This is a genomic window from Delftia acidovorans NBRC 14950, assembly GCF_001598795.1.
GTDB lineage: Bacteria > Pseudomonadota > Gammaproteobacteria > Burkholderiales > Burkholderiaceae_C > Comamonas > Comamonas acidovorans.
Genome location: NZ_BCZP01000010.1, coordinates 138,517 through 157,966, shown reverse-complemented (window position 1 = coordinate 157,966; position 19,450 = coordinate 138,517). Strand labels below are relative to the sequence as shown.

Annotated in this window: 19 protein-coding genes; 3 read left to right on the top strand and 16 right to left on the bottom strand. The window is 67.8% G+C overall.

The annotated features are described in order from the left end of the window. Positions 1 to 219: 219 nt before the first annotated feature. The 4 genes from DA1_RS15210 to DA1_RS15200 all read right to left on the bottom strand — a co-directional run bounded on the left by DA1_RS15210 (position 220) and on the right by DA1_RS15200 (position 3,900). Positions 220 to 1,473, bottom strand: coding sequence for a type II toxin-antitoxin system HipA family toxin (locus tag DA1_RS15210; RefSeq protein WP_062794130.1), 1,254 nt, complete (start codon positions 1,471 to 1,473; stop codon positions 220 to 222). Continuing rightward, positions 1,457 to 1,777 carry a helix-turn-helix transcriptional regulator gene (locus DA1_RS29755; protein ID WP_034389720.1) on the bottom strand — a complete coding sequence of 107 codons (321 nt, stop codon included), beginning with the start codon at positions 1,775 to 1,777 and terminating at the stop codon, positions 1,457 to 1,459. Before DA1_RS29755 ends, DA1_RS15210 begins: the two co-directional genes overlap by 17 nt. 220 nt (positions 1,778 to 1,997) lie before the next feature. Continuing rightward, positions 1,998 to 2,564: a single-stranded DNA-binding protein gene (gene ssb, locus DA1_RS15205; RefSeq protein WP_012202749.1), complete on the bottom strand. Its 567-nt coding sequence runs from the start codon at positions 2,562 to 2,564 to the stop codon at positions 1,998 to 2,000. 160 nt (positions 2,565 to 2,724) lie between these two features. Next, positions 2,725 to 3,900, bottom strand: a complete 1,176-nt coding sequence (locus DA1_RS15200) for an MFS transporter (RefSeq protein WP_034389722.1) — start codon at positions 3,898 to 3,900, stop codon at positions 2,725 to 2,727. A gap of 273 nt (positions 3,901 to 4,173) precedes the next feature. On the opposite strand from DA1_RS15200, the gene uvrA reads away from it, so the two are divergent. Both uvrA and DA1_RS15190 read left to right on the top strand, forming a co-directional pair. Next, entirely contained in the window at positions 4,174 to 7,287 is a 3,114-nt protein-coding gene (uvrA, locus tag DA1_RS15195) for an excinuclease ABC subunit UvrA (protein WP_034389724.1), read from the top strand. An 8-nt stretch (positions 7,288 to 7,295) separates the two neighbouring features. Beyond that, a complete protein-coding gene (locus DA1_RS15190; RefSeq protein WP_034389726.1) occupies positions 7,296 to 8,450 on the top strand; it encodes an NAD(P)/FAD-dependent oxidoreductase in 1,155 nt (384 codons plus the stop codon). Positions 8,451 to 8,471: 21 nt separating this feature from the next. Here the strand turns inward: DA1_RS15190 and DA1_RS15185 are convergent, their stop codons facing one another. The 4 genes from DA1_RS15185 to pyrF form a co-directional block, all read right to left on the bottom strand. Continuing rightward, positions 8,472 to 9,449, bottom strand: coding sequence for a M14 family metallopeptidase (locus DA1_RS15185; RefSeq protein WP_012202753.1), 978 nt, complete (start codon positions 9,447 to 9,449; stop codon positions 8,472 to 8,474). Between the two features lie 160 nt (positions 9,450 to 9,609). Continuing rightward, the gene (locus DA1_RS15180; RefSeq protein WP_034389728.1) at positions 9,610 to 10,593 is read right to left on the bottom strand and encodes a Bug family tripartite tricarboxylate transporter substrate binding protein; all 984 of its coding nucleotides are present in this window, start codon (positions 10,591 to 10,593) and stop codon (positions 9,610 to 9,612) included. Positions 10,594 to 10,748: 155 nt separating this feature from the next. After that, entirely contained in the window at positions 10,749 to 11,654 is a 906-nt protein-coding gene (locus DA1_RS15175; protein WP_012202755.1) for a LysR family transcriptional regulator, read from the bottom strand. Positions 11,655 to 11,674: 20 nt separating this feature from the next. Further along, a complete protein-coding gene (gene pyrF, locus DA1_RS15170) occupies positions 11,675 to 12,502 on the bottom strand; it encodes an orotidine-5'-phosphate decarboxylase (RefSeq protein WP_034389730.1) in 828 nt (275 codons plus the stop codon). Positions 12,503 to 12,590: 88 nt separating this feature from the next. On the opposite strand from pyrF, the gene DA1_RS15165 reads away from it, so the two are divergent. Continuing rightward, positions 12,591 to 13,472 carry a DMT family transporter gene (locus tag DA1_RS15165; protein WP_034389732.1) on the top strand — a complete coding sequence of 294 codons (882 nt, stop codon included), beginning with the start codon at positions 12,591 to 12,593 and terminating at the stop codon, positions 13,470 to 13,472. 74 nt (positions 13,473 to 13,546) lie between these two features. Here the strand turns inward: DA1_RS15165 and DA1_RS15160 are convergent, their stop codons facing one another. The 8 genes from DA1_RS15160 to def all read right to left on the bottom strand — a co-directional run bounded on the left by DA1_RS15160 (position 13,547) and on the right by def (position 19,445). Further along, the gene (locus DA1_RS15160) at positions 13,547 to 14,146 is read right to left on the bottom strand and encodes a FlgO family outer membrane protein (protein WP_012202758.1); all 600 of its coding nucleotides are present in this window, start codon (positions 14,144 to 14,146) and stop codon (positions 13,547 to 13,549) included. Then, positions 14,143 to 14,682: a hypothetical protein gene (locus DA1_RS15155; RefSeq protein WP_012202759.1), complete on the bottom strand. Its 540-nt coding sequence runs from the start codon at positions 14,680 to 14,682 to the stop codon at positions 14,143 to 14,145. The genes DA1_RS15160 and DA1_RS15155 overlap by 4 nt, the downstream gene beginning before the upstream one ends. 120 nt (positions 14,683 to 14,802) lie before the next feature. Then, positions 14,803 to 15,996: a phosphoglycerate kinase gene (locus tag DA1_RS15150; RefSeq protein ID WP_034398067.1), complete on the bottom strand. Its 1,194-nt coding sequence runs from the start codon at positions 15,994 to 15,996 to the stop codon at positions 14,803 to 14,805. 192 nt (positions 15,997 to 16,188) lie between these two features. Continuing rightward, positions 16,189 to 16,524 (bottom strand): AzlD domain-containing protein, encoded by a 336-nt coding sequence (locus tag DA1_RS15145; protein ID WP_012202761.1) that lies wholly within the window; start codon positions 16,522 to 16,524, stop codon positions 16,189 to 16,191. After that, complete coding sequence (locus DA1_RS15140; RefSeq protein WP_034389734.1) at positions 16,524 to 17,387, bottom strand: AzlC family ABC transporter permease; 864 nt, start codon at positions 17,385 to 17,387, stop codon at positions 16,524 to 16,526. Before DA1_RS15140 ends, DA1_RS15145 begins: the two co-directional genes overlap by 1 nt. Next, on the bottom strand, positions 17,384 to 18,367 hold the full coding sequence (gene fmt / locus DA1_RS15135) for a methionyl-tRNA formyltransferase (RefSeq protein ID WP_034389736.1): 984 nt from the start codon (positions 18,365 to 18,367) through the stop codon (positions 17,384 to 17,386). Before fmt ends, DA1_RS15140 begins: the two co-directional genes overlap by 4 nt. Before the next feature lie 35 nt (positions 18,368 to 18,402). Continuing rightward, complete coding sequence (locus tag DA1_RS15130) at positions 18,403 to 18,936, bottom strand: membrane protein (RefSeq protein WP_034389738.1); 534 nt, start codon at positions 18,934 to 18,936, stop codon at positions 18,403 to 18,405. Beyond that, a complete protein-coding gene (gene def, locus DA1_RS15125; RefSeq protein ID WP_012202765.1) occupies positions 18,933 to 19,445 on the bottom strand; it encodes a peptide deformylase in 513 nt (170 codons plus the stop codon). Before def ends, DA1_RS15130 begins: the two co-directional genes overlap by 4 nt. Positions 19,446 to 19,450: the final 5 nt, after the last annotated feature.

Genomic DNA, 19,450 nt, shown 5'->3' with positions numbered 1-19,450 from the left:
CGCCAGGCGGGTGCAGCCCGAACGCCGGCTCTGCGAGCCGCGCGCGATGCGGGCCAGCGTGAAGCTGTGAAGGCGCGCGGCATCGCGGCTGCGCGCATGGCGAGCCTCGGGTTGACGGTGCCGGTGGACTGAAATCACGGGCGCGATTGTACGAGGGGGTGGGTGTTCGGGGGGGCGGGAAGCGCCGCTCCGATCATGAAGGCGCCATGGATGCGGCGCCTATGATGTGGCCGCTTTGATATTCGCTTGAAGAATTCTCGAGATACTCTGTTCTGTTTGCCTGCGGATGGCGCCATCGTATTCCTGCACTCGTGCAGAGAATAAAGATGCCTCCTGCGCAACTCTCGAAATGATTTCTATTGTTTCTTTTTTGCTGACTCCAGCTTCTTTGCCGAGCTGTTGCAGATGCGCCAATCGAATAATGGATGCCTCGCCTGCTACGTCCATTTGATGGTAGCCGCCCGGTCCTCTATTGAAGGTTATGTCATAAACCGGGGCAAGCTTCCAATGGCCATCCTTTCCCATCCTGAAGGAGAAATTCTTTCCGTGGTCATCCCGATTGTTGAAAATCACGTTGAACACAGCGCGTTCAAAGGCTTTTTTCACTTCCCTTGAATCTCTGGTCAGAAATCGTGTTGCCTGAATCAAGGTGATATAGCCGATGGACCCGGCCACCCGGAAATCAGCGCCAACAAATGCAGCCAAGGTGTGGACAGGAACGCGGTACTTGCCTTCTCTGTCGAAGCGTTTGATGCCAAAGGCAGACAGCCCCTGTCCCAAATCCAAGCTGACGGTAGGCGGCGCCTCAAGCCCGCATGCACTGGCAGACTTGATGTAGAGATCCTCAATGGCACAAACCTCGGAGTGTTCATTCATTGCGGGAAATTTCACCAGCCAAGGTTCAGCGCCCTCCATGGGTACGGTGCTCGCGCGATGTGTCTCGCTATTCAGATAGACCAGCGCCTTGGGCCGAGCCCCATGAGGCGAGCCACCCACCAGGGCGAGTTGCGCTAGCAGAGCTGTGTCCTTGTCCTCAAGCACTTGTTGCACTTCTTGTGCAAGCATTGCCATAGGAATATCTGCTTGAGGCTGTTTCATGAAACTATCAGCAGGTGCAAATGTCATTGCACCTAATGCGCTGTCGCCGACATATGCCAATCGATCCAGCGCAGATAACCGAGCAGGGTCCAATCCACGTTTTTGGAATAGTTTGTCCATCAGGAGCAAACCCCATCCATCCGGCAAAGAATCGTAGACAGGGCCTGGTAGACCTAATTGGTGTCTTGGTAGAGATTGGGAGAAATCTCGTCCCTTTACAAGCGGGAAAAGGTAGGGCGATAGCTCCAGTCCCTTGGCAAAAGCCTCGTCGGTATATTCAAAAATAATGCTGCTTCTGGCGTCGGCTGCACCAAGGGTTGCCCAATGAAATTTGTCGCCCCAGCCTTCGTAGTAGACATTAATCTTCTGAACCATGTGAAGCTTTCAGGGAACGCACCCGCTGAGGAAGAGTTGAAATCCTTTCAAGCTCTTCAATCGTGCGTGGTTGATAAAGAAACAGCTCTTCAAGCTGAATGGCAAGGCCCAGCACCTGTACAACGGCAATCACGGTCTCGAATGAGACGTTCTTGCCTGCCTCCATGTTGACGATGGTGGCCTTGGATACGCCTACACGGCTGGCCAGTTCCGCCTGAGTGAACTTTTGGGCGATGCGATGCTTGCGCAGCCGTGACGATAGCTCTGCCGCGATTTGTGAGGAAGAGTAAAGTCCAAGATTCATTATTTTTATCTTTAAATATTAAAAAATCATTCAAAGATAAATATTTTATTCTTTATATAGAAGACGATCAAGGTCTGGCTGGCTTGCACAGCTGCGGCACATCCGCTGCGGCCTGGGCCTCGGTTCGCTTCAGCGGGGTCGGCATGCGACTGGCAAAGAAAAAGCCCGCCTCTCCGAAGAGCAGGCGGGCCCGAATCAACAAAAACAATCCTCTTCGGATTTAGAACGGAATGTCGTCATCCATATCGTCAAAGCCCGAGGCTGCGCGCTGGGGCGGGGGTGCCATGGGCGCGGGAGCGGGGCGCTGGGCAGGGGCCTGGCGCGGTGCGGGCGCTGCCATGGGGGCAGGGGCCGGGCGGCGCTGTTGCTGCTGCGGAGGGGCGTCGTAGCCGCTGTCGCCGTAGCCTTCATCGCCGTAACCGCCGCCTTGCTGGCCACCGCCGCCGCCCTGGCGGCTGCCCAGCATCTGCATGCTGTCGGCACGGATTTCGGTGGCGTAGCGTTCCTGGCCGCTGGCCTGGTCGGTCCACTTGCGGGTGCGCAGGCTGCCTTCGACATAGACCTGGCTGCCCTTGCGCAGGTACTGGCCCACGATTTCAGCCAGGCGGCCATTGAAGACCACGCGGTGCCACTCGGTGGCTTCCTTGTTCTCGCCGGTGTTCTTGTCGCGCCAGCGGTCGGTGGTGGCGATGGTCACGTTGGCCACCTGATCGCCACTCGGGAAGGTGCGCATTTCGGGGTCGCGTCCGAGGTTGCCGACGATGATGACCTTGTTGACGGATGCCATGAGTGAAATACCTTTACATAGGGAAGTGGCCCGGGCATAGAGGGATGGATCCCGGGCCAGACGCGCCATTGTGCCGCAAGCCGTCCGCCGATGGCAGGGGGCGGATATCCCGTGGCAACCGCCTGTGGCGGCGGCTTGTAACCGTCTGAAAATCCGCCGTTCAGCCGTGGCGGCCCACGGGGCGCAGCGGCCAGGTGACGACCAGCCACAGCACGGCCAGGACACTCGTCAGGGTGAACAGGCCCGGCATGCCGGCCCATTTGGCGACGGCGCCGCCCAGCGCGCCACCTGCGAACAGGCCCAGCGATTGCAGCGTGTTGTAGGCGCCCAGCGCCGCGCCGCGCAGCGGGGACGGGGCCATGCGCGATACCAGGCTGGGCTGGGTGGCCTCCAGCGCGTTGAAGCCGCAGAAGAACACGAACATCAGCACGGCCATGGCCCACAGTGGCGGCTGCGCGCCGCCGGCCGCCAGCAGGCCCAGGCCGATCTGCACGAGGGTGATCAGGGCGATGGCGCCCAGCAGGGCCGCGCGCAGGCGCCCGCGCCGCTCCATGGCGAACAGGCCGCCCATGGCGGCGAAGGACAGCACCACGGCCGGCAGGTAGACATGCCAGTGCGCCTGCTTGTCCAGGCCTGCCTGCACCAGCATGGCGGGCACGGCCACCCACATGGACATCTGCACGGTGTGCAGCACGAACACACCCAGGTTCAGGCGCACCAGATCGCCGTGGCGCCACAGCTCGGCCATGCGGCCGCGCGGCTGGTCGGCGTGGCGCGCGGGCTCGGGCGGGACGACCCAGAGCACGACGGCAATGCCCGCCAGCGCCAGGGCGCAGGTCAGGCCGAAGATGCCAGGCAGCCCGCCCCAGGCAGCCAGCAGGGGGCTGAGCACCAGGGCCAGCGCGAACATGAGTCCGATGCTGCCGCCCACCATGGCCATGGCCTTGGTGCGCACGCTGTCGCGCGTGAGGTCGGCCAGCAGCGCGGTCACGGCGGCCGAGACGGCGCCCGCGCCCTGCAGGCCCCGGCCCCACATCAGGCCCAGCAGCGAGTCGGCCGTGGCCGCCAGCAGGCTGCCCGCGGCAAAGACCAGCAGCCCGGCGACGATGACGCGCTTGCGCCCGAACCGGTCCGAAGCCAGGCCCAGGGGCAGCTGGAACACGGCCTGGGTGAGCCCGTACAGGCCCATGGCCAGGCCGATCATGGCCGGATCATCCCCGCCCGGGTACTTGCGCGCCTCCAGCGCGAACACCGGCAGCACCAGGAACAGGCCCAGCATGCGCAGCGCAAAGATCAGCGCCAGGCTGGCGCTGGATCGGCGTTCCTGCGGGGTCATGCGGCCCGATGCGGCCGAGGAGGGGGCTGGCGCCTGGGCGCCGTGGACGGGTGTGGGGGAATCGAGCACGGGGTGCACTGTTGTGGGGGCAAGCAATCCGCCATTCTCGCCCATAGGCCGGCGCTGCGGGGTGGCTGGGTTATGCAAGGCAGTGCAAGACAGTTTTGTGAAGGGGCGCCGCGGCAGACCCTGCCGCCCCGCAGACCGAGCCGCCATGCGGTGGCACGGGTTCTGACCTATCATGGCGGGTTCGCCTTCGCAGGGGTTTTCCCGATGCCTGGTTCCCACACGATTTCCGAAGACGGCGGCCTGGACCGGGCCGCCGACTCCCGCTCCCAGCCCGACGGCCGCTACCTTGGCCTGGCGCTGGCGCAGTCACGCATCGCCATCCGCGGTGCGCGCACGCACAACCTCAAGAACATCGACCTGGACATTCCGCGCAACCGGCTGGTGGTGATCACCGGGCTGTCGGGCTCGGGCAAGTCCAGCCTGGCCTTCGACACGCTGTATGCCGAGGGCCAGCGCCGCTATGTGGAGAGCCTGTCGGCCTATGCGCGCCAGTTCCTGGGGCGGCTGGACAAGCCCGATGTGGACCTGATCGAGGGCCTGTCGCCCGCCATCAGCATCGAGCAGAAGGCCACCAGCCACAACCCGCGCTCCACCGTGGGCACGGTGACCGAGATCAACGACTACCTGCGCCTGCTGTTCGCACGTGCCGGCACGCCCTACTGCCCCGACCACAACCTGCCGCTGCAGTCCCAGACCATCAGCCAGATGGTGGATGCAGCCCTGGCCTTGCCCGAGGACACGCGCCTCATGGTGCTGGGGCCGCTGGCGCGCAACAAGAAGGGCGAGTTCGCCGAGCTGTTCGCGCAGATGCAGGCCCAGGGCTATGTGCGCTTTCGCATCGACGGCAAGATCCACGAGTCCCATTCCCTGCCCGCGCTGGAGAAGAACGAGCGCCACGACATCGACGTGGTGATCGACCGCCTCAAGGTGCGTGCCGACGCCCAGCAGCGCCTGGCCGAGAGCTTCGAGGCCGCCCTGCGCGCGGGTGGCGCCGACGCCGGCGGCCGCGTGATCGCCCTGGAGATGGACAGCGGCAAGGAACACCTCTTCAGCGCCAAGTTCGCCTGCCCGCTGTGCAGCTATTCGCTGCCCGAGCTGGAGCCGCGCCTGTTCTCGTTCAACTCGCCCATGGGCGCCTGCCCGGGCTGCGACGGCCTGGGCTGCACGGAGTCCTTCGACCCCGAGCGCGTGGTCGCCTTCCCCACGCTGAGCCTGGCCAGCGGCGCCGTCAAGGGCTGGGACCGGCGCAACGGCTACTACTTCTCCATGCTGGAGAGCGTGGCGCGCCACTACGGCACCGATGTGGAGCTGCCCTTCGAGGAGCTGCCCGAGAAGGTGCGCCATGTGGTGCTCTGGGGCTCGGGCGAAGAGGAAATGCCCTTCAGCTACGTCTTCGACAGCGGCGCGCGCAAGGGCGAGTCCATGGTCAAGAGCCATCCCTTCGAGGGCATCATTCCCAACATCACGCGGCGCTGGCGCGAGACCGAGTCCAGCGTGGTGCGCGACGATCTGGCGCGGCTGCGCAGCGTCGCCGTCTGCCCCGACTGCGGCGGCACGCGGCTGCGCCGAGAGGCGCGCTTCGTGCGCATCGGCGAGGGCGAGCAGGCCCGCGCCATCTACGAGGTGGGCCACGCCACGCTGGCCGAGGCCCATGCCTGGTGCGCGTCCCTGCAGCTGTCGGGCGCCAAGGCCGAGATCGCGGGCAAGGTGGTGCGCGAGATCGCCTCGCGCCTGCTGTTCCTCAACGACGTGGGCCTGAGCTACCTGAGCCTGGAGCGCGGCGCCGACACGCTGTCCGGCGGCGAGGCCCAGCGCATCCGCCTGGCCAGCCAGATCGGCAGCGGCCTGACGGGCGTGATGTATGTGCTGGACGAGCCCAGCATCGGATTGCACCAGCGCGACAACGACAAGCTCATCGGCACGCTGCAGCACCTGCGCGACATCGGCAACAGCGTCATCGTGGTCGAGCACGACGAGGACATGATGCGCGCGGCCGACCAGATCATCGACCTGGGGCCCGGCGCGGGCGTGCATGGCGGCCGCGTCATGGCCCAGGGCAGCTACGATGAGGTGCGCGCCAACCCCGATTCACCCACGGGCCGCTACCTGGCGGGCACCCAGCGCATCGAAGTGCCTGCGCGGCGCACGCCCTGGCAACCGGTGCTGGAGGCAACGGCCGAGGGCGAGGCCCGGCCAGCGGCCAAGGGCTTCCCGGCCCGCACCCAGCAGCCCCCCGCCAATCCCGACAACGCAACCGCGCCCGGCGCGCCGCAACTGCAGGCCCTGCGCGTGGTGGGCGCACGCGGCCACAACCTCAAGGGCGTGACGGCGGACTTTCCCGTGGGCCTGCTGACCTGCGTGACCGGCGTCTCTGGCTCGGGCAAGAGCACGCTGGTCAACGACACGCTCTATACCGAGGCCGCGCGCCAGATCCACCGCGCCGGCGGCGAGGCTGCGCCGCACGACGACATCATCGGCATGGGCCATTTCGACAAGGTCATCAATGTGGACCAGTCGCCCATAGGCCGCACGCCGCGCAGCAACCCGGCCACCTACACGGGCCTGTTCACGCCCATCCGCGACCTGATGGCCGAGACCAACACCGCCAAGGAGCGCGGCTACGGCCCCGGGCGCTTCTCGTTCAACGTGGCCGGCGGCCGCTGCGAGGCCTGCCAGGGCGATGGCGTGGTCAAGGTGGAGATGCACTTCCTGCCCGACGTCTACGTGCCCTGCGACATCTGCAACGGCCAGCGCTACAACCGCGAGACGCTGGAGGTGCAGTGGAAGGGCCGCAACATCTCCCAGATCCTGGAGATGACGGTGGAGGACGCCCATGCCTTCTTCAAGGACGTGCCCACCATCGCCCGCAAGCTGCAGACCCTGCTGGACGTGGGCCTGTCCTATATCCGGCTGGGCCAGAGCGCGACCACGCTGTCGGGCGGCGAGGCGCAGCGCGTCAAGCTGGCCCAGGAACTGTCCAAGCGCGACACGGGGCGCACGCTCTACATCCTGGACGAGCCCACGACGGGCCTGCACTTCGCCGACATCGCCCTGCTGCTCAAAGTGCTGCAGCAGCTGCGCGATGCGGGCAACACCATCGTGGTCATCGAGCACAACCTGGACGTGATCAAGACGGCCGACTGGATCATCGACATGGGCCCCGAAGGCGGCTCGGGCGGCGGTCAGGTAGTGGCCACGGGCACGCCCGAGGACGTGGCGGCCAACCCGGCCAGCCACACGGGGCGCTATCTGCGGCCCTACCTGGAGGCAGCGGCCGCTCCCGCGCAGGCCAAGCCAGGCCGCAAGAACGCAAAGTGAGGCCGGCCATGGACAGCAGCATCCGTGATTTCGTGGTGGTGGGCGCGGGCATGGCCGGTGCCTCGGTGGCCTGGCAGCTGGCGCGCGATGGCGGCGCCTCGGTTCTGGTGCTGGAGCGCGAATCCCAGCCCGGCTACCACAGCACGGGCCGCTCGGCCGCGCTGTATGAGGAGCACTATGGCCCGCTGCAGGTCCAGGCGCTGACGCGCGCCAGCCGCGCCTTCTACGAGCAGCCGCCGCAGGGCTTTGTGCAGGCGCCCATCCTGGCGCCGCGCGGCGTGCTCTATGTGGGCACGGCCGCGCAGAAGGACCTGCTCGATGCCGCCCATGCCGAGGCGCTCCTGCACTCGCCCCAGGCGCGGCGCCTGGGCCCCGATGAACTCAAGGCCCTGGTGCCCTGCCTGAACACCACGCTGCTGGTCGATGGCTTTGCGGACGACGGCGCGCGCGACATCGACGTGCATGGCCTGCACCAGGGATTCCTGCGCGGCCTGCGCCAGTGCAGCGGCGAGCTGCGCTGCAGCGCCGAGGTCCGCGCGCTGGCGCATGACGCAGGTGTCTGGACCGTGGACCTGGCCGACGGCAGCCAGGTGCGTGCGCGCTGCGTGGTCAACGCGGCTGGCGCCTGGGCCGATGCGCTGGGCGCGCTGGCGGGCGCAGCGCCCATCGGCCTGGTGCCCAAGCGGCGCAGTGCCTTCACCTTTGCCGTGCCCGAAGGCATGGATGCCGCGCACTGGCCCGCCGTGATCAGCGCCGACGAGGGCTTTTACTTCAAGCCCGATGCAGGCCAGCTGCTGGGATCGCCCGCCAACGCCGACCCCGTGGCGCCGCAGGACGTGGCGCCCGAGGAACTGGACGTGGCCACGGGCATCTGGCGCATCGAGGAAGTGACCACGCTGCAGATCCGCCGCCCCTCCCACACCTGGGCCGGGCTGCGCAGCTTTGTGGCCGACGGCGAGATGGCCATTGGCTGGGATGCCTCGCCCGTGCCGCTGCCGGGCTTTTTCTGGGTGGCCGCCCAGGGCGGCTACGGCATACAGAGCGCCTTCGGCTACAGCCTGCTGGCGCGCAACCTGCTGCGTGGCGAGCCGCTGGATGCACGCCTGGCCGCGCAGGGCGTGCAGCCTGAACGGCTGTCGCCTGCGCGCTGCCAGCGCGGCTGAGGTTCGGCTGAAGCGTGCCGCTCAGAGCGGCGAGCGCCTGGCGAAGCGCACCACGGTCACGCCCGCGCGCGCCTGGCGCACCGAGGGCATGACCAGCACGCAGTCGCCATAGGGCGTGATCACCGGCTCGCCATCGTTGTCGCCGATCACCGTGCCGGCCTTCTCGAAGCGCTCCAGCCCCGTGAACGGCGCCGTGAAGCGAAAGCCGCTGCTCTTGGCCACCACGGGCGCCGTGACTTCCAGCGCCCACTGGGCCGGTGCGTCGGCCTGCTTCCAGCCGGGCAGGGCGGCGTGCAGCGCGCCGTTGTCGAAGATGGCGGCCACTTCGAGGAAACGCAGGCACTGGTCGTGCGCCACGTCGCGGCTGGCCAGATCGCCGTGGAAGCCGCATTCGATCAGCAGCGAGCGCGAGTCGCCGGCCTCGGCGTCGGGCAGGCCGAAGCGCCCGTAGTCGCGCAGCCGCGTGCCGTCCTTGTGGCCGGCATCCACGACGATGTTCGCCGGCGCGCCCATCTGGCGTGCCAGATCGCGGTTGCGCGGCTGCATGCCGGTCAGCAGCAGCGGGGCCGAGGGCTCGTGCATGGAATGCAGGTCCAGCAGCCAGTCGGCCTGCTGCACGAAGGGGCGCAGCGCGGCGGCGCGGCGGCGCTCGCGGGTGCTGCCCTCGTCGATGCGTGCGTCTATCCACTGGCGGTTCATGTCCTCGTCCACGAAGCGCGAGGCATCGTGGCTGGCCGCGTCGAAGCGGTCGAAGGCATCGAGGTTGGCCAGCACCAGGGTCAGGCGGCCATTGTCCAGCGCCAGGCCGTTGTTCAGGGCCTGAAGCAGCCCGGACACGGCCCAGGCGCCGCAGATCTCGTTGCCGTGCACCAGCGCGGAAATCATCACGTGGCGGCCCGGGCGTCCCGAGTCGAATTGCCACACGCCCTCGGTACCGGTATTGCCCGCGCGCCAGGCGCTCAGGTCGGGCAGGGGAAGGTCAAATCGCAAAGTTTCCATCACTCACTCCGTTGTCTACACGCGCACGGCTTTTGCAACTGGCGCAGCGCAAGCGAGGGCAGCCAAGCAAGGGCCGCCCCGCAGCGAGGGCTGCGTCCCCCCGCCCGCCGTGCGCAGCACGGCGAGAGTGGGGGGAAGCGGCGCAGCCGCTCAGGGGGGATCAATTCTCAATATGGGCGAATTGGACGATTTTTGTGTACTTGGCGATCTCGGCGTTGATGTACTTGCCGGCATCCGTCTTGGGATCGGCCACCACCGAGCCTGACTCTTCCATCTTCTTGCGGAACTCTGGCGAGGCCATGGTCTCGTCCAGCGCCTTCTTGACCTTGGCGGCCACGGGTGCGGGCAGGCCCTTGGGTGCCATCAGCGCGAACCAGACGTTGATGTCCACGTTCTTGTACTGGGGCAGCTCGGACAGGGCCGGGATGTCGGGCGTGATGGCCGAGCGCTTGGCCTCCGTCGTGCCCAGGGCGATGACCTTGCCCGCGCGGATCTGGGGCAGGCCCGAGGACAGCACGAACATGCCGAACTCGATGTTGTTGCCCACCAGGTCCGTGGTCAGGGGCGCCACGCCCCGGTAGGGGATGTGGGTCATGTGCAGCTTGCCCTGCTCCTTGATCATCTCGCCGGCCAGGTGCAGTGCCGTGCCCACGCCCGAGCTGCCGTAGCTGAACTTGCCCGGGTTCTTGGCCACCAGGGCGCTGAACTCGGCGGCTGTCTTGACGCCGGCCTTCTGCGAGGCCACCAGCACCATGGGCTGGGAGCCGATCATGCCGATGGGCGTGAAGTCGCCGATGGAGTACTTGATGCTCTTGTTGATCAGCCGTGCGATGGCCAGCTCGTTGTTGGCGCCCACGAACAGCGTGTAGCCGTCGGGCGTGGCCTTGACGGCCTTTTGCGCGCCGATGGCGCCGCCGGCGCCGCCCAGGTTCTCCACCACCACGGGCTGGCCCAGGCGCGAGGCCAGGCCATCGGCCACGAAGCGGCCCACCAGGTCGGTGCTGCCGCCGGCGGGGTAGCCCACGATCATGGTGATGGCACGGTTGGGGTAGCTGGCGGCGTCGTCGGCGAAGGCGCTGCCGGTGGCGGCGATCAGCAGGCCGCAGGCCAGGGCGGTGCGGCGCAGGAGGGAGTTGCTGGGCATGGGGTTATTCCTGAAATGTATGAGTTTGATTGTGCGAAGGACTATCCAGGCATTCGGTGCTGATTCGGCACGAGGCGGAGCCATTGCAGCACCAAAACCCGCTTGTTCCACAGCCCGGTGCGGGTTTGCACCATGAGGGCGCATGCATGCACCCGTCAGGCGCCCGTGATGTCGCTCCAGAACTGCTCGGCCGCGGGGCCCAGGTGGCGCTTGGGACGGTACAGGCGCACGTCGAAGTGCACTTCCAGGCCCGGGTCGCCGGCCACGGCCAGGCGGCCGGCCTGGCAGTCGCCGCGCACCATGGACCACGGCATCCAGGCCAGACCCAGGCCGCGCAGTACGTATTCGTAGTGGGCGTCGGCCGAATCGCAGTCCACGCAGCGGCGCAGGCGCGGCGCCAGCGGATGCCGGGCCAGGTGGTCTTCCACCAGGCGGCCCAGGGCCATGCTGTGGGAGAAGGCCAGGTAGGGTACGGGAGCGACGGGCTGGTGGCTGGCCGACAGCTCGTACAGCGGACGGCCCTGGGCATCGGCGCGGGCCACGGGCACCAGCCTGTCCTGCATCACCGTCAGGTAGCTGAACTGGCGGCCGTCCAGGCGCACGCCAATGGCGGCGTGGTGGTAGACCAGCGTGAAGCTGACTTCGCCGCGCTGCAGCATGGCCACGGTCTCGTCCAGCGTGCGTGTGACCACGCGCAGCTCGGCCGTCTGCAGCACGCTGCCGTGGCGCGTCAGCCAGTCGGCCACGATGGTGCGCGCCAGCGTGCGTCCCGTGGCCAGGGTGATCACGCGGGCCTGGCGCCCGGCCACGGCCTGCAGTTCATCGTGCGACTGGGCCAGCGTGCGCACCAGTTGCTCGGCCGTGTCGCGGAAGGCTTCGCCGGCCGGCGTCAGCCGCACGGGGCCGCCGCCGGGCTCGACCAGGGGCGTGCCGGCCCAGGCCTCCAGCGCGCGGATGCGCCGCCCGAAGGCCGGATGGGTGACATGGCGCAGCTCGGCCGCGCGCGTGAAGCTGCGCTCCTGGGCCAGCAGCAGGAAGTCTTCCAGCCATTTGCCTTGCATGGCCGGGCTTCCCTGCCGTCTCAGGCGGCGGCTGCGTCTTGCAGCGTCTGGCGCGTGGCCTGGGCGGCGGTGCGCGCGGCGGCAGCGAAGTCTTCGCCCTGCGATGCATAGAGCACCGCACGCGAGGAATTGATGATGATGGGGCCGCCGCCGATGCGCGCCGCCTTGACCGTGGCCACGGCATCGCCCCCCTGGGCGCCCACGCCGGGAATCAGCAGCGGCAGCGAGGGCGCGAATTCACGCACGCGCTCGATCTCCTGCGGGCGCGTGGCGCCCACCACCAGGCCGAGCTGGCCGTTGGTGTTCCAGGGGCCTTGCGCCAGGCGCGCCACATGCTCGAACAGGTGAGGCTGGCCCGGCAGGTCGGCCAGGCGCTGGGCCTGCAGGTCGTCGCCGCCGGGGTTGGAGGTGCGGCACAGCAGGAAGGCGCCCTTGCCCTCGTACTGCAGGTAGGGCGTGATGGAGTCGAAGCCCATAAAGGGCGACAGGGTCACGGCGTCGGCGCCGTAGCGCTCGAAGGCTTCCTTGGCGTATTGCTCGGCGGTGGAGCCGATGTCGCCGCGCTTGGCGTCCAGGATGATGGGCACATGGGGAGCGACGGCGCGCATGTGGGCCATGAGCTTTTCCAGCTGGTCTTCGGCGCGGTGGGCCGCGAAGTAGGCGATCTGGGGCTTGAAGGAGTTCACCAGGTCGGCCGTGGCGTCGACGATGGCGGCGCAGAAGTCGTAGATTTTGCTTGCATCGCCGCGCATGGCCGCAGGAAAGCGGCTGGGTTCGGGGTCCAGGCCCACGCACAGCATGGATTGGTTCTGGGCGGTGGCATTGCGCAGCATGTCGAGAAAGGTCATGGGGCGCGATTTTAGCGATCGGCCCTTCCCGGGGCCTGTCGCCGGGCATCCAGCGGGCCTGGCGGCCCGCGGGCACAATCGGCGGCCTATGCCTGCCTTCACCGCCCGACAAATCCTTTTGCTGATCGCGCTGACCCTGATCTGGGGCATCAACTGGCCGGTGATGAAGCTGGGCGTGCAGCATTTCCCGCCGCTGAGTTTCCGCATGGCCTCGATGTGGGTGGGCCTGCCCATCCTGGCGGCCTTCGTGGTCTGGCGCCGCCTGCCGCTGGCCGTGCCGCGTGCCTATTGGCCCCGGCTGGCGCAGCTGACGCTGTTCAACATGGTGCTGTGGAACAGCCTGATCATCATTGCCATCCCCATGCTGTCCAGCGGGCGGGCGGCCATCCTGGGCTACACCATGCCCATCTTCTCGGCCGTGCTGGGCAGCCTGTTCTTCCATGATCGGCTGGCGCCGCGTGCCTGGGCGGGTGTGGCGGCGGCCTTGGCGGGCGTGCTCCTGCTGCTGTGGCACGAGGTCGGCGCCCTGGGCAGCCGTCCCATCGGCGTGGGCCTGATGCTGGCCGCCGCGCTGAGCTGGGCCTTCGGCACGCAGAAGCTGCGCCGCGCCGAGGTGCCCGTGCCCCTGCTGACGATGACGCTGTGGATGGTGGCGCTGACCGCGCTGACGCTCACGGTGCTGGCCTTCGTCTTCGAGCGCCACCTGTGGCACTGGCCTGATGCTCAGGCCACGGGCGCCATCGTCTTCAACGGCGTGCTGGTGCTGGGCTTTGGCCAGACGGTCTGGTTCTTCCTGGCGCGCAGCCTGCCGCCCGTGGCGTCCACGCTGAGCGTGATGATGATCCCCGTGCTGGGCGTGTTCAGCGGCGCCTGGTGGCTGGGCGAGGTGCTGCACTGGCAGGACTGGACGGCCGTGGCGCTGATGGTGGTGGCCATCGCCTCGGTGCTGTGGCCGGCGCGCGGCCGCTGAGGGCAAGCAGGAGAACGTCGGGAGAAGAAGACGCAGCCTGACTGCGCACACGGGCGCAGTCAGGCTGCAGGGCCTCAGCGTTGCGCCGTGGCCGGGGCGCCCAGCAGGCGCTGGATGTCGATGTTGTTGGGCAGCGCGTAGTCGTGGCTGCGCACGATGCGGCTGTCGTCGGTGCGAACCAGCTTCAGGCTCACATAGGTGTACTTGGCAGCCGCCGAGTACGTGCCCACCAGGACCAGGGCCGCATTGTGGTTGCGTGCGATGTCCTTGATCTCGCGCGACAGCAGCAGCTCGCCCGTGCCTTCCTTGACGTACACATCGCCGCGCAGCTTCAGCTCCTTGACGTTGTAGCCCTTGGCGGACAGCTGGGAGGCGTACAGCTCGCTGAGCGTGCGGCCCAGCGGGGCCGAGCGCGTCAGGTCGTTGACGTTGACCACGGTGGCCACGAGCACGGGCGCCTCGCCCAGTTCCTCGGTGTTCAGGCCCTTGACCAGCTCGTCCACGGCAGCGCGGCTGCTGGCGATGAAGGGGTTGGCTGCGGCCGACTGGTAGGTGGGCTCGCCGCGGCGCGCGGCCGACGATTCGGGCGTGGTCGCGGGAGCGGGCACGGCGCAGGCGGACAGCAGGGCCGCCGCAGCCAGCGCGGCAGGCAGGAGGGGCGTGCGCAGCGTCATTGGCCCACCACCTTCAGGTTCTTGGCGGGGAATTCGGGGCGCTCGTCCTCGGCCGTGAACAGCACGGCGTCGCTCTTTTCGAGGTAATAGACGTCGGTCTTGCGCGCCAGGTACTGGTTGTTGCGCACCACCGTCGTCGTCAGCACGAGTTCGGGGTTGGGCAGGCGCTTGCCGTGGCGCACGACCTGGGCGCCGTAGCTCACCTGCAGCTGGGCCTGGGCCGGCTGCTGCATGACGGTCACGCCGCTTTGCACGAGCTTGGTGATGATCAGCTCACGAAAGCCCTTGTCGAACTGGCTGGGCTCGGCCGGCAGGGCCACGTGGACCGGCGTGGTGCGCTCGATGCCGGTCTTTTGCAGGGTTTCCAGCGTCTTGGCGACGACATCGTTGGCCACGGAGTCCCAGTGGCCGGCAGCGCCGATCTTGGGCTGGGCCGTGGCTTCGAAGTAGCTGGTCATCGGTGCATTGACGCAGCCCGCCAGAGCCAGGCAGAGGCCCGCCAGGGCCAGGCCGCCAGCGGATTTGAACGATCGCATGGATTTCTCCTCGGTGCGGGGGCGCGCTGCGGCGGATTGCTGCAGCTGCGCAAAGTGTCGATTGTGGCTTCGCCGCGAGGCACTGACAAGAAAGTGCCCCGTATCCGGATGTTGCCGTGCTCAGCCGTTGGCGCGCTTTTGCAGGATCTCGAAGGCGGGCAGGGTCTTGCCTTCCAGCACCTCCAGGAAGGCGCCGCCGCCCGTGGAGATGTAGCCGACCTTGTCCTCGATGCCGTACTTGGCGATGGCGGCCAGGGTGTCGCCGCCACCGGCGATGCTGAAGGCGTCGGACTCGGCAATCGCCTGGGCCACGACCTTGGTGCCGTTGGCGAACTGGTCGAACTCGAACACGCCCATGGGGCCGTTCCAGACGATGGTGCCGGCCTTGCGCAATTGCTCGGCCAGGCGGGCGGCGGTCTCGGGGCCGATGTCCAGGATCATGTCGTCGTCAGCCACTTCGGTGGCCTTCTTGACGGTGGCGGGCGCGTCGGCCGCAAAGGTCTTGGAGACCACCACGTCGGTGGGAATCGGCACATCGGCGCCGCGTGCTGCCATGGCGTCGATCACGGCGCGGGCCTCGCCGACCAGGTCGGCCTCGGCCAGGCTCTTGCCGATGTTCAGGCCCGCCGCCAGCATGAAGGTGTTGGCAATGCCGCCGCCCACGATGAGCTGGTCCACGTTCTTGGCCAGCGACTGCAGGATGGTCAGCTTGGTCGACACCTTGGAGCCAGCCACGATGGCGGCCAGCGGGCGGCGCGGGTTGGCCAGGGCCTTGGTGATGGCGTCGATCTCGGCCGACAGCAGCGGTCCCGCGCAGGCAATGGGCGCGAACTGGGCGATGCCGTAGGTCGTGCCTTCGGCACGGTGGGCAGTGCCGAAGGCGTCGTGCACGAAGATGTCGCACAGCGCGGCCAGCTTGCGGGCCAGTTCTTCCTTGTTCTTCTTCTCGCCCACGTTCACGCGGCAGTTCTCCAGCAGCACGACCTGGCCGGGCGCCACCTGCACGCCGTCCACCCAGTCGGCGACCAGGGGCACTTCGCGGCCCAGCAGCTCGCCCAGGCGGCGGGCCACGGGCGCCAGCGAATCGGCCGGCTTGAACTCGCCTTCGGTGGGGCGGCCCAGGTGGCTGGTCACCATCACGGCGGCGCCGGCCTTCAGCGCCATCTCGATGGCGGGCACGGAGGCGCGCACGCGCGTGTCCTCGGTGATCTCGCCGGCATCGTTCAGGGGCACGTTGAGGTCGGCGCGGATGAAGACGCGCTGGCCCTGGGCCTTGCCCTGGGCGCACAGATCGGAGAAACGGAGAATGTTCATGACGGCGGCGTTGCGATCGGTGGCGATCGCCATGGAATTGAAACGAAAAAGAGGTAAAGCGCGGCCATTGTAGGCGGCGTGCCCGCCCTGGCAGCGGGCGGGCGCACCGGCGATCCGGGGCATCGGGAGCGCCTGTAATCCGGTTTCAGCCGGGGAGCCGGGCGCTCTCGGCCGCTCTCGCCCGCGCTGCGCCTACCAGCCCAGGCCGATATGCAGTGGCAGATAGACCGCCATGCCAAGCGCGATCGTGCCCATGATGCTGCGCTTGTAAAAAAAATACATGACCGCGCAAGCCAGGGCCGGCAGGCGCGCATCGACCACGGTGGAGATCAGCCGGCCGTTGGTCATCACGATCTCGGGCGCAATCACGGCCGCCAGGGCCGCCAGCGGCGCGTACTTGAGGCCGCGCTTGAGCCATTGCGGCAGGGGCACCTCGCGCTCGGGAATCAGGAAGAAGGCGCGTGTGAACAGCGTGATGGCCGCCAGGCCCACGCAGGCCAGCCAGGGCCACAGCCAGGACAGATCCATCAGAGCGTTTCCTTTTCCTTGGTTTCCACGGGCCGGGCGTCTTCGTCCAGCGGCAGCCGGGCATGGCGCTCGCCATGGGCTGTGTCGGGCGGGAGAATCACCGGGCTCGACTCCCCTTTTTCAGGCGCCTGCAGGGCGCGCAGGCGCTGCTGCAGCGTTTCCGCCAGCAGGCCTGCGGCCACGGCTGCAGCGATGGCCACGAGGATATTGAGCTTGAGCGGCAGCGCAAAGGCCGCCACGGCCGCGCTGGCCGCAACCACGCCTGCCACCCACGTGGCACGGTCGTTGAGCATGGACAGCAGCACGCCCATCAGGGCCAGCACGCCCGCAAAGCCCAGGCCCCAGGACAGGGGCACCTGGTCGGCCAGCAGGATGCCCAGCGTGGACGGGATCTGCCAGGCCAGCCAGTTGGTCGATGCGGCACCCCAGAAATAGGGCAGCTGCTCGGGCTGGGGCCGGGCATCGGGGTAGCGCTTCATGAAGCCCACGAAGATCACGTCGCCGCTGAAATAGGCGATGGCCAGGCGGTGGCGCAGGCGCAGGTGGGCAAAGTAGCTGCGCCACATGCTGCTGAGGATGACGAAGCGCAGGTTCACGCAGATGGCCGTGAACCAGACCACCCACATGGGCGCGCCCACGGCCATCAGCGGCAGCACGGCCAGCTGGGCACTGCCGGCATAGACCAGCAGGCCCATGAACAGCGCCAGGGGCAGGGACATGCCGCTCTTGATCATGGCCACGCCCGTGACCAAGCCCCAGGCGCCTATGCCCAGCGCCGTGCCCGACATGTCGCGCACGCCGGTCATGAAGGCGGGATCGCGCGCAATGCCGCGTGCGCGCTCCACCAGGGGCTGCAGGTTCATGGCGTGCCGCCGCTGGCAGCGCCGTCCAGAACGGCTCCTTCAGGCAGATCGAAGCCGCGCAGGAAATCGCCCGCCGCCAGCCGCTTGCCGCCCGCGCGCTGCAGCAGCGTCATGCACAGCACGCCATTGCCGCAGGCCACGCGCACGCCGTCGGCGCCTGCGGACAGCACGGTGCCCGGGGCTGCCGTCGCCACGGCGATGGCGGGGTCGGCGTGAGCCTCCCAGACCTTGATGGCTTCATCGCCGTACTGCGTGGCGCCGCCCGGGAAGGGGTTGAAGGCGCGCAGGCGCCGGGCAATGGCCTCGGCATCCTGGCGCCAGTCGATCTGGCTTTCGGCCTTTTCGATCTTGTGCGCGTAGTTCACGCCCTCGGCGGGCTGGGGCGTGCGCGGCAGGCCGCCGCAGGCGCTCATCTCCAGCGCCTCGACGATGAGGCGCCCGCCCAGGTCGGCCAGCTTGTCGTGCAGGCTGGCCGTGGTGTCGTCGGCGGTGATGGGCAGGCGCTCGATGAGGCACATGTCGCCCGTGTCCAGGCCCGCGTCCATCTGCATGATGGTGACGCCGGTCTCGGCATCGCCGGCCTCGATGGCGCGGTGGATGGGGGCGGCGCCGCGCCAGCGCGGCAGCAGGCTGGCGTGGATGTTCAGGCAGCCGCGCGGGGGCGTATCGAGCACCCACTGCGGCAGGATCAGTCCGTAGGCGGCCACGACCATGACATCGGCCTGGGCCGCTTCGATGGCGGCGCGGGCGGCGGCGGCCTCTTCGGGGTATTTGCCGTCCAGGCGCAGGCTGCGCGGCTGGGCCACGGCAATGCCATGCTCCAGCGCGCACTGCTTGACGGGCGAGGCCTGCAGCTTCATGCCGCGCCCGGCGGGACGGTCGGGCTGGGTCAGCACCAGGGGGACGGTAAAGCCCGCGGCGAGCAGGCGTTCAAGGGCAACGCGCGCGAACTCGGGCGTGCCGGCAAAAATGACTCTCATGCAATCCAGTAGGGACAGTGGGACGGTGTGCCGGCTCAGCGACGGTCGTCGTCGTTGAACACTTCGTCGGTGAACATCACGCGGCGCACCACGCCGGCGGGGTCGATATGCACATGGGCCTGGCGGCGAATGCCATTTTCCAGAATACGGTAGGTCCAGATGTCGCCGTTGAAACTGTAGACCCTCTCGATCAGCGCAGGCGGGCCGAAGAGCTGACGCACGCTTTCGCGGGTGTCCTCGCCATTGCGCAGGGCGTGGAAGCGTTCGATGGTGAGCGCCTGCTCCACGCGCACCAGGCGCTGGCTGGCGTCGAAATCCATGTGGTAGACCTGCTGGCCCGCAGGCTGCCGGCTGTAGACCAGGCGCGTGCCGCCACCGTCCAGCGGCAGGCTCAGGGTCGGGCGGCCCATGGAGCGCTCGATCTCGGAGCGTGGCGTGCCGGGCTTTTGCCACTCGGGCACGGCGCAGCCGGCAAGCAGCAGGGACAGGGCCAGCAGCGCCCAGGCAACGAGGCCCGCGCCGTCCATCTTCCAGCGCGGCATGAAGCGAAGCGCTGGCAGGTGGGTCATGCGCGTTCTGCCTGTTTCTGCTGCTTGAGCAGCTTGGTCTTGATGCGGTTGCGCTTGAGCGGCGACAGGTATTCGACGAAGACCTTGCCCATCAGGTGGTCCATCTCGTGCTGGATGCAGATGGCCTTGAAGCCTTCGGCCTCGATGATGCGTTCGTTGCCGTTCTCGTCCAGCGCCTTGACCTTGATGGCGGTGGAGCGCTCGACGCCGTCGTAGATGCCGGGCACCGACAGGCAGCCTTCTTCGCCCAGCTGCGTTTCCTCGCTGGCCCAGAGCAGCTCCGGGTTGATCAGCGCAAAGGGCTCGTCACGGCCTTCGGAGACATCGACCACGACCACGCGCTCGTGCACGTTCACCTGGGTGGCTGCCAGGCCCACGCCCTGGGCGTCATACATGGTGGCGTACATATCCTGGACCAGCTGGCGAATGCGGTCATCGACCTTGGCAACCGGCTTGGCGACGGTGTGCAGGCGGGGGTCGGGATAGCAAAGAATGGGCAGAATGGACATGGCGT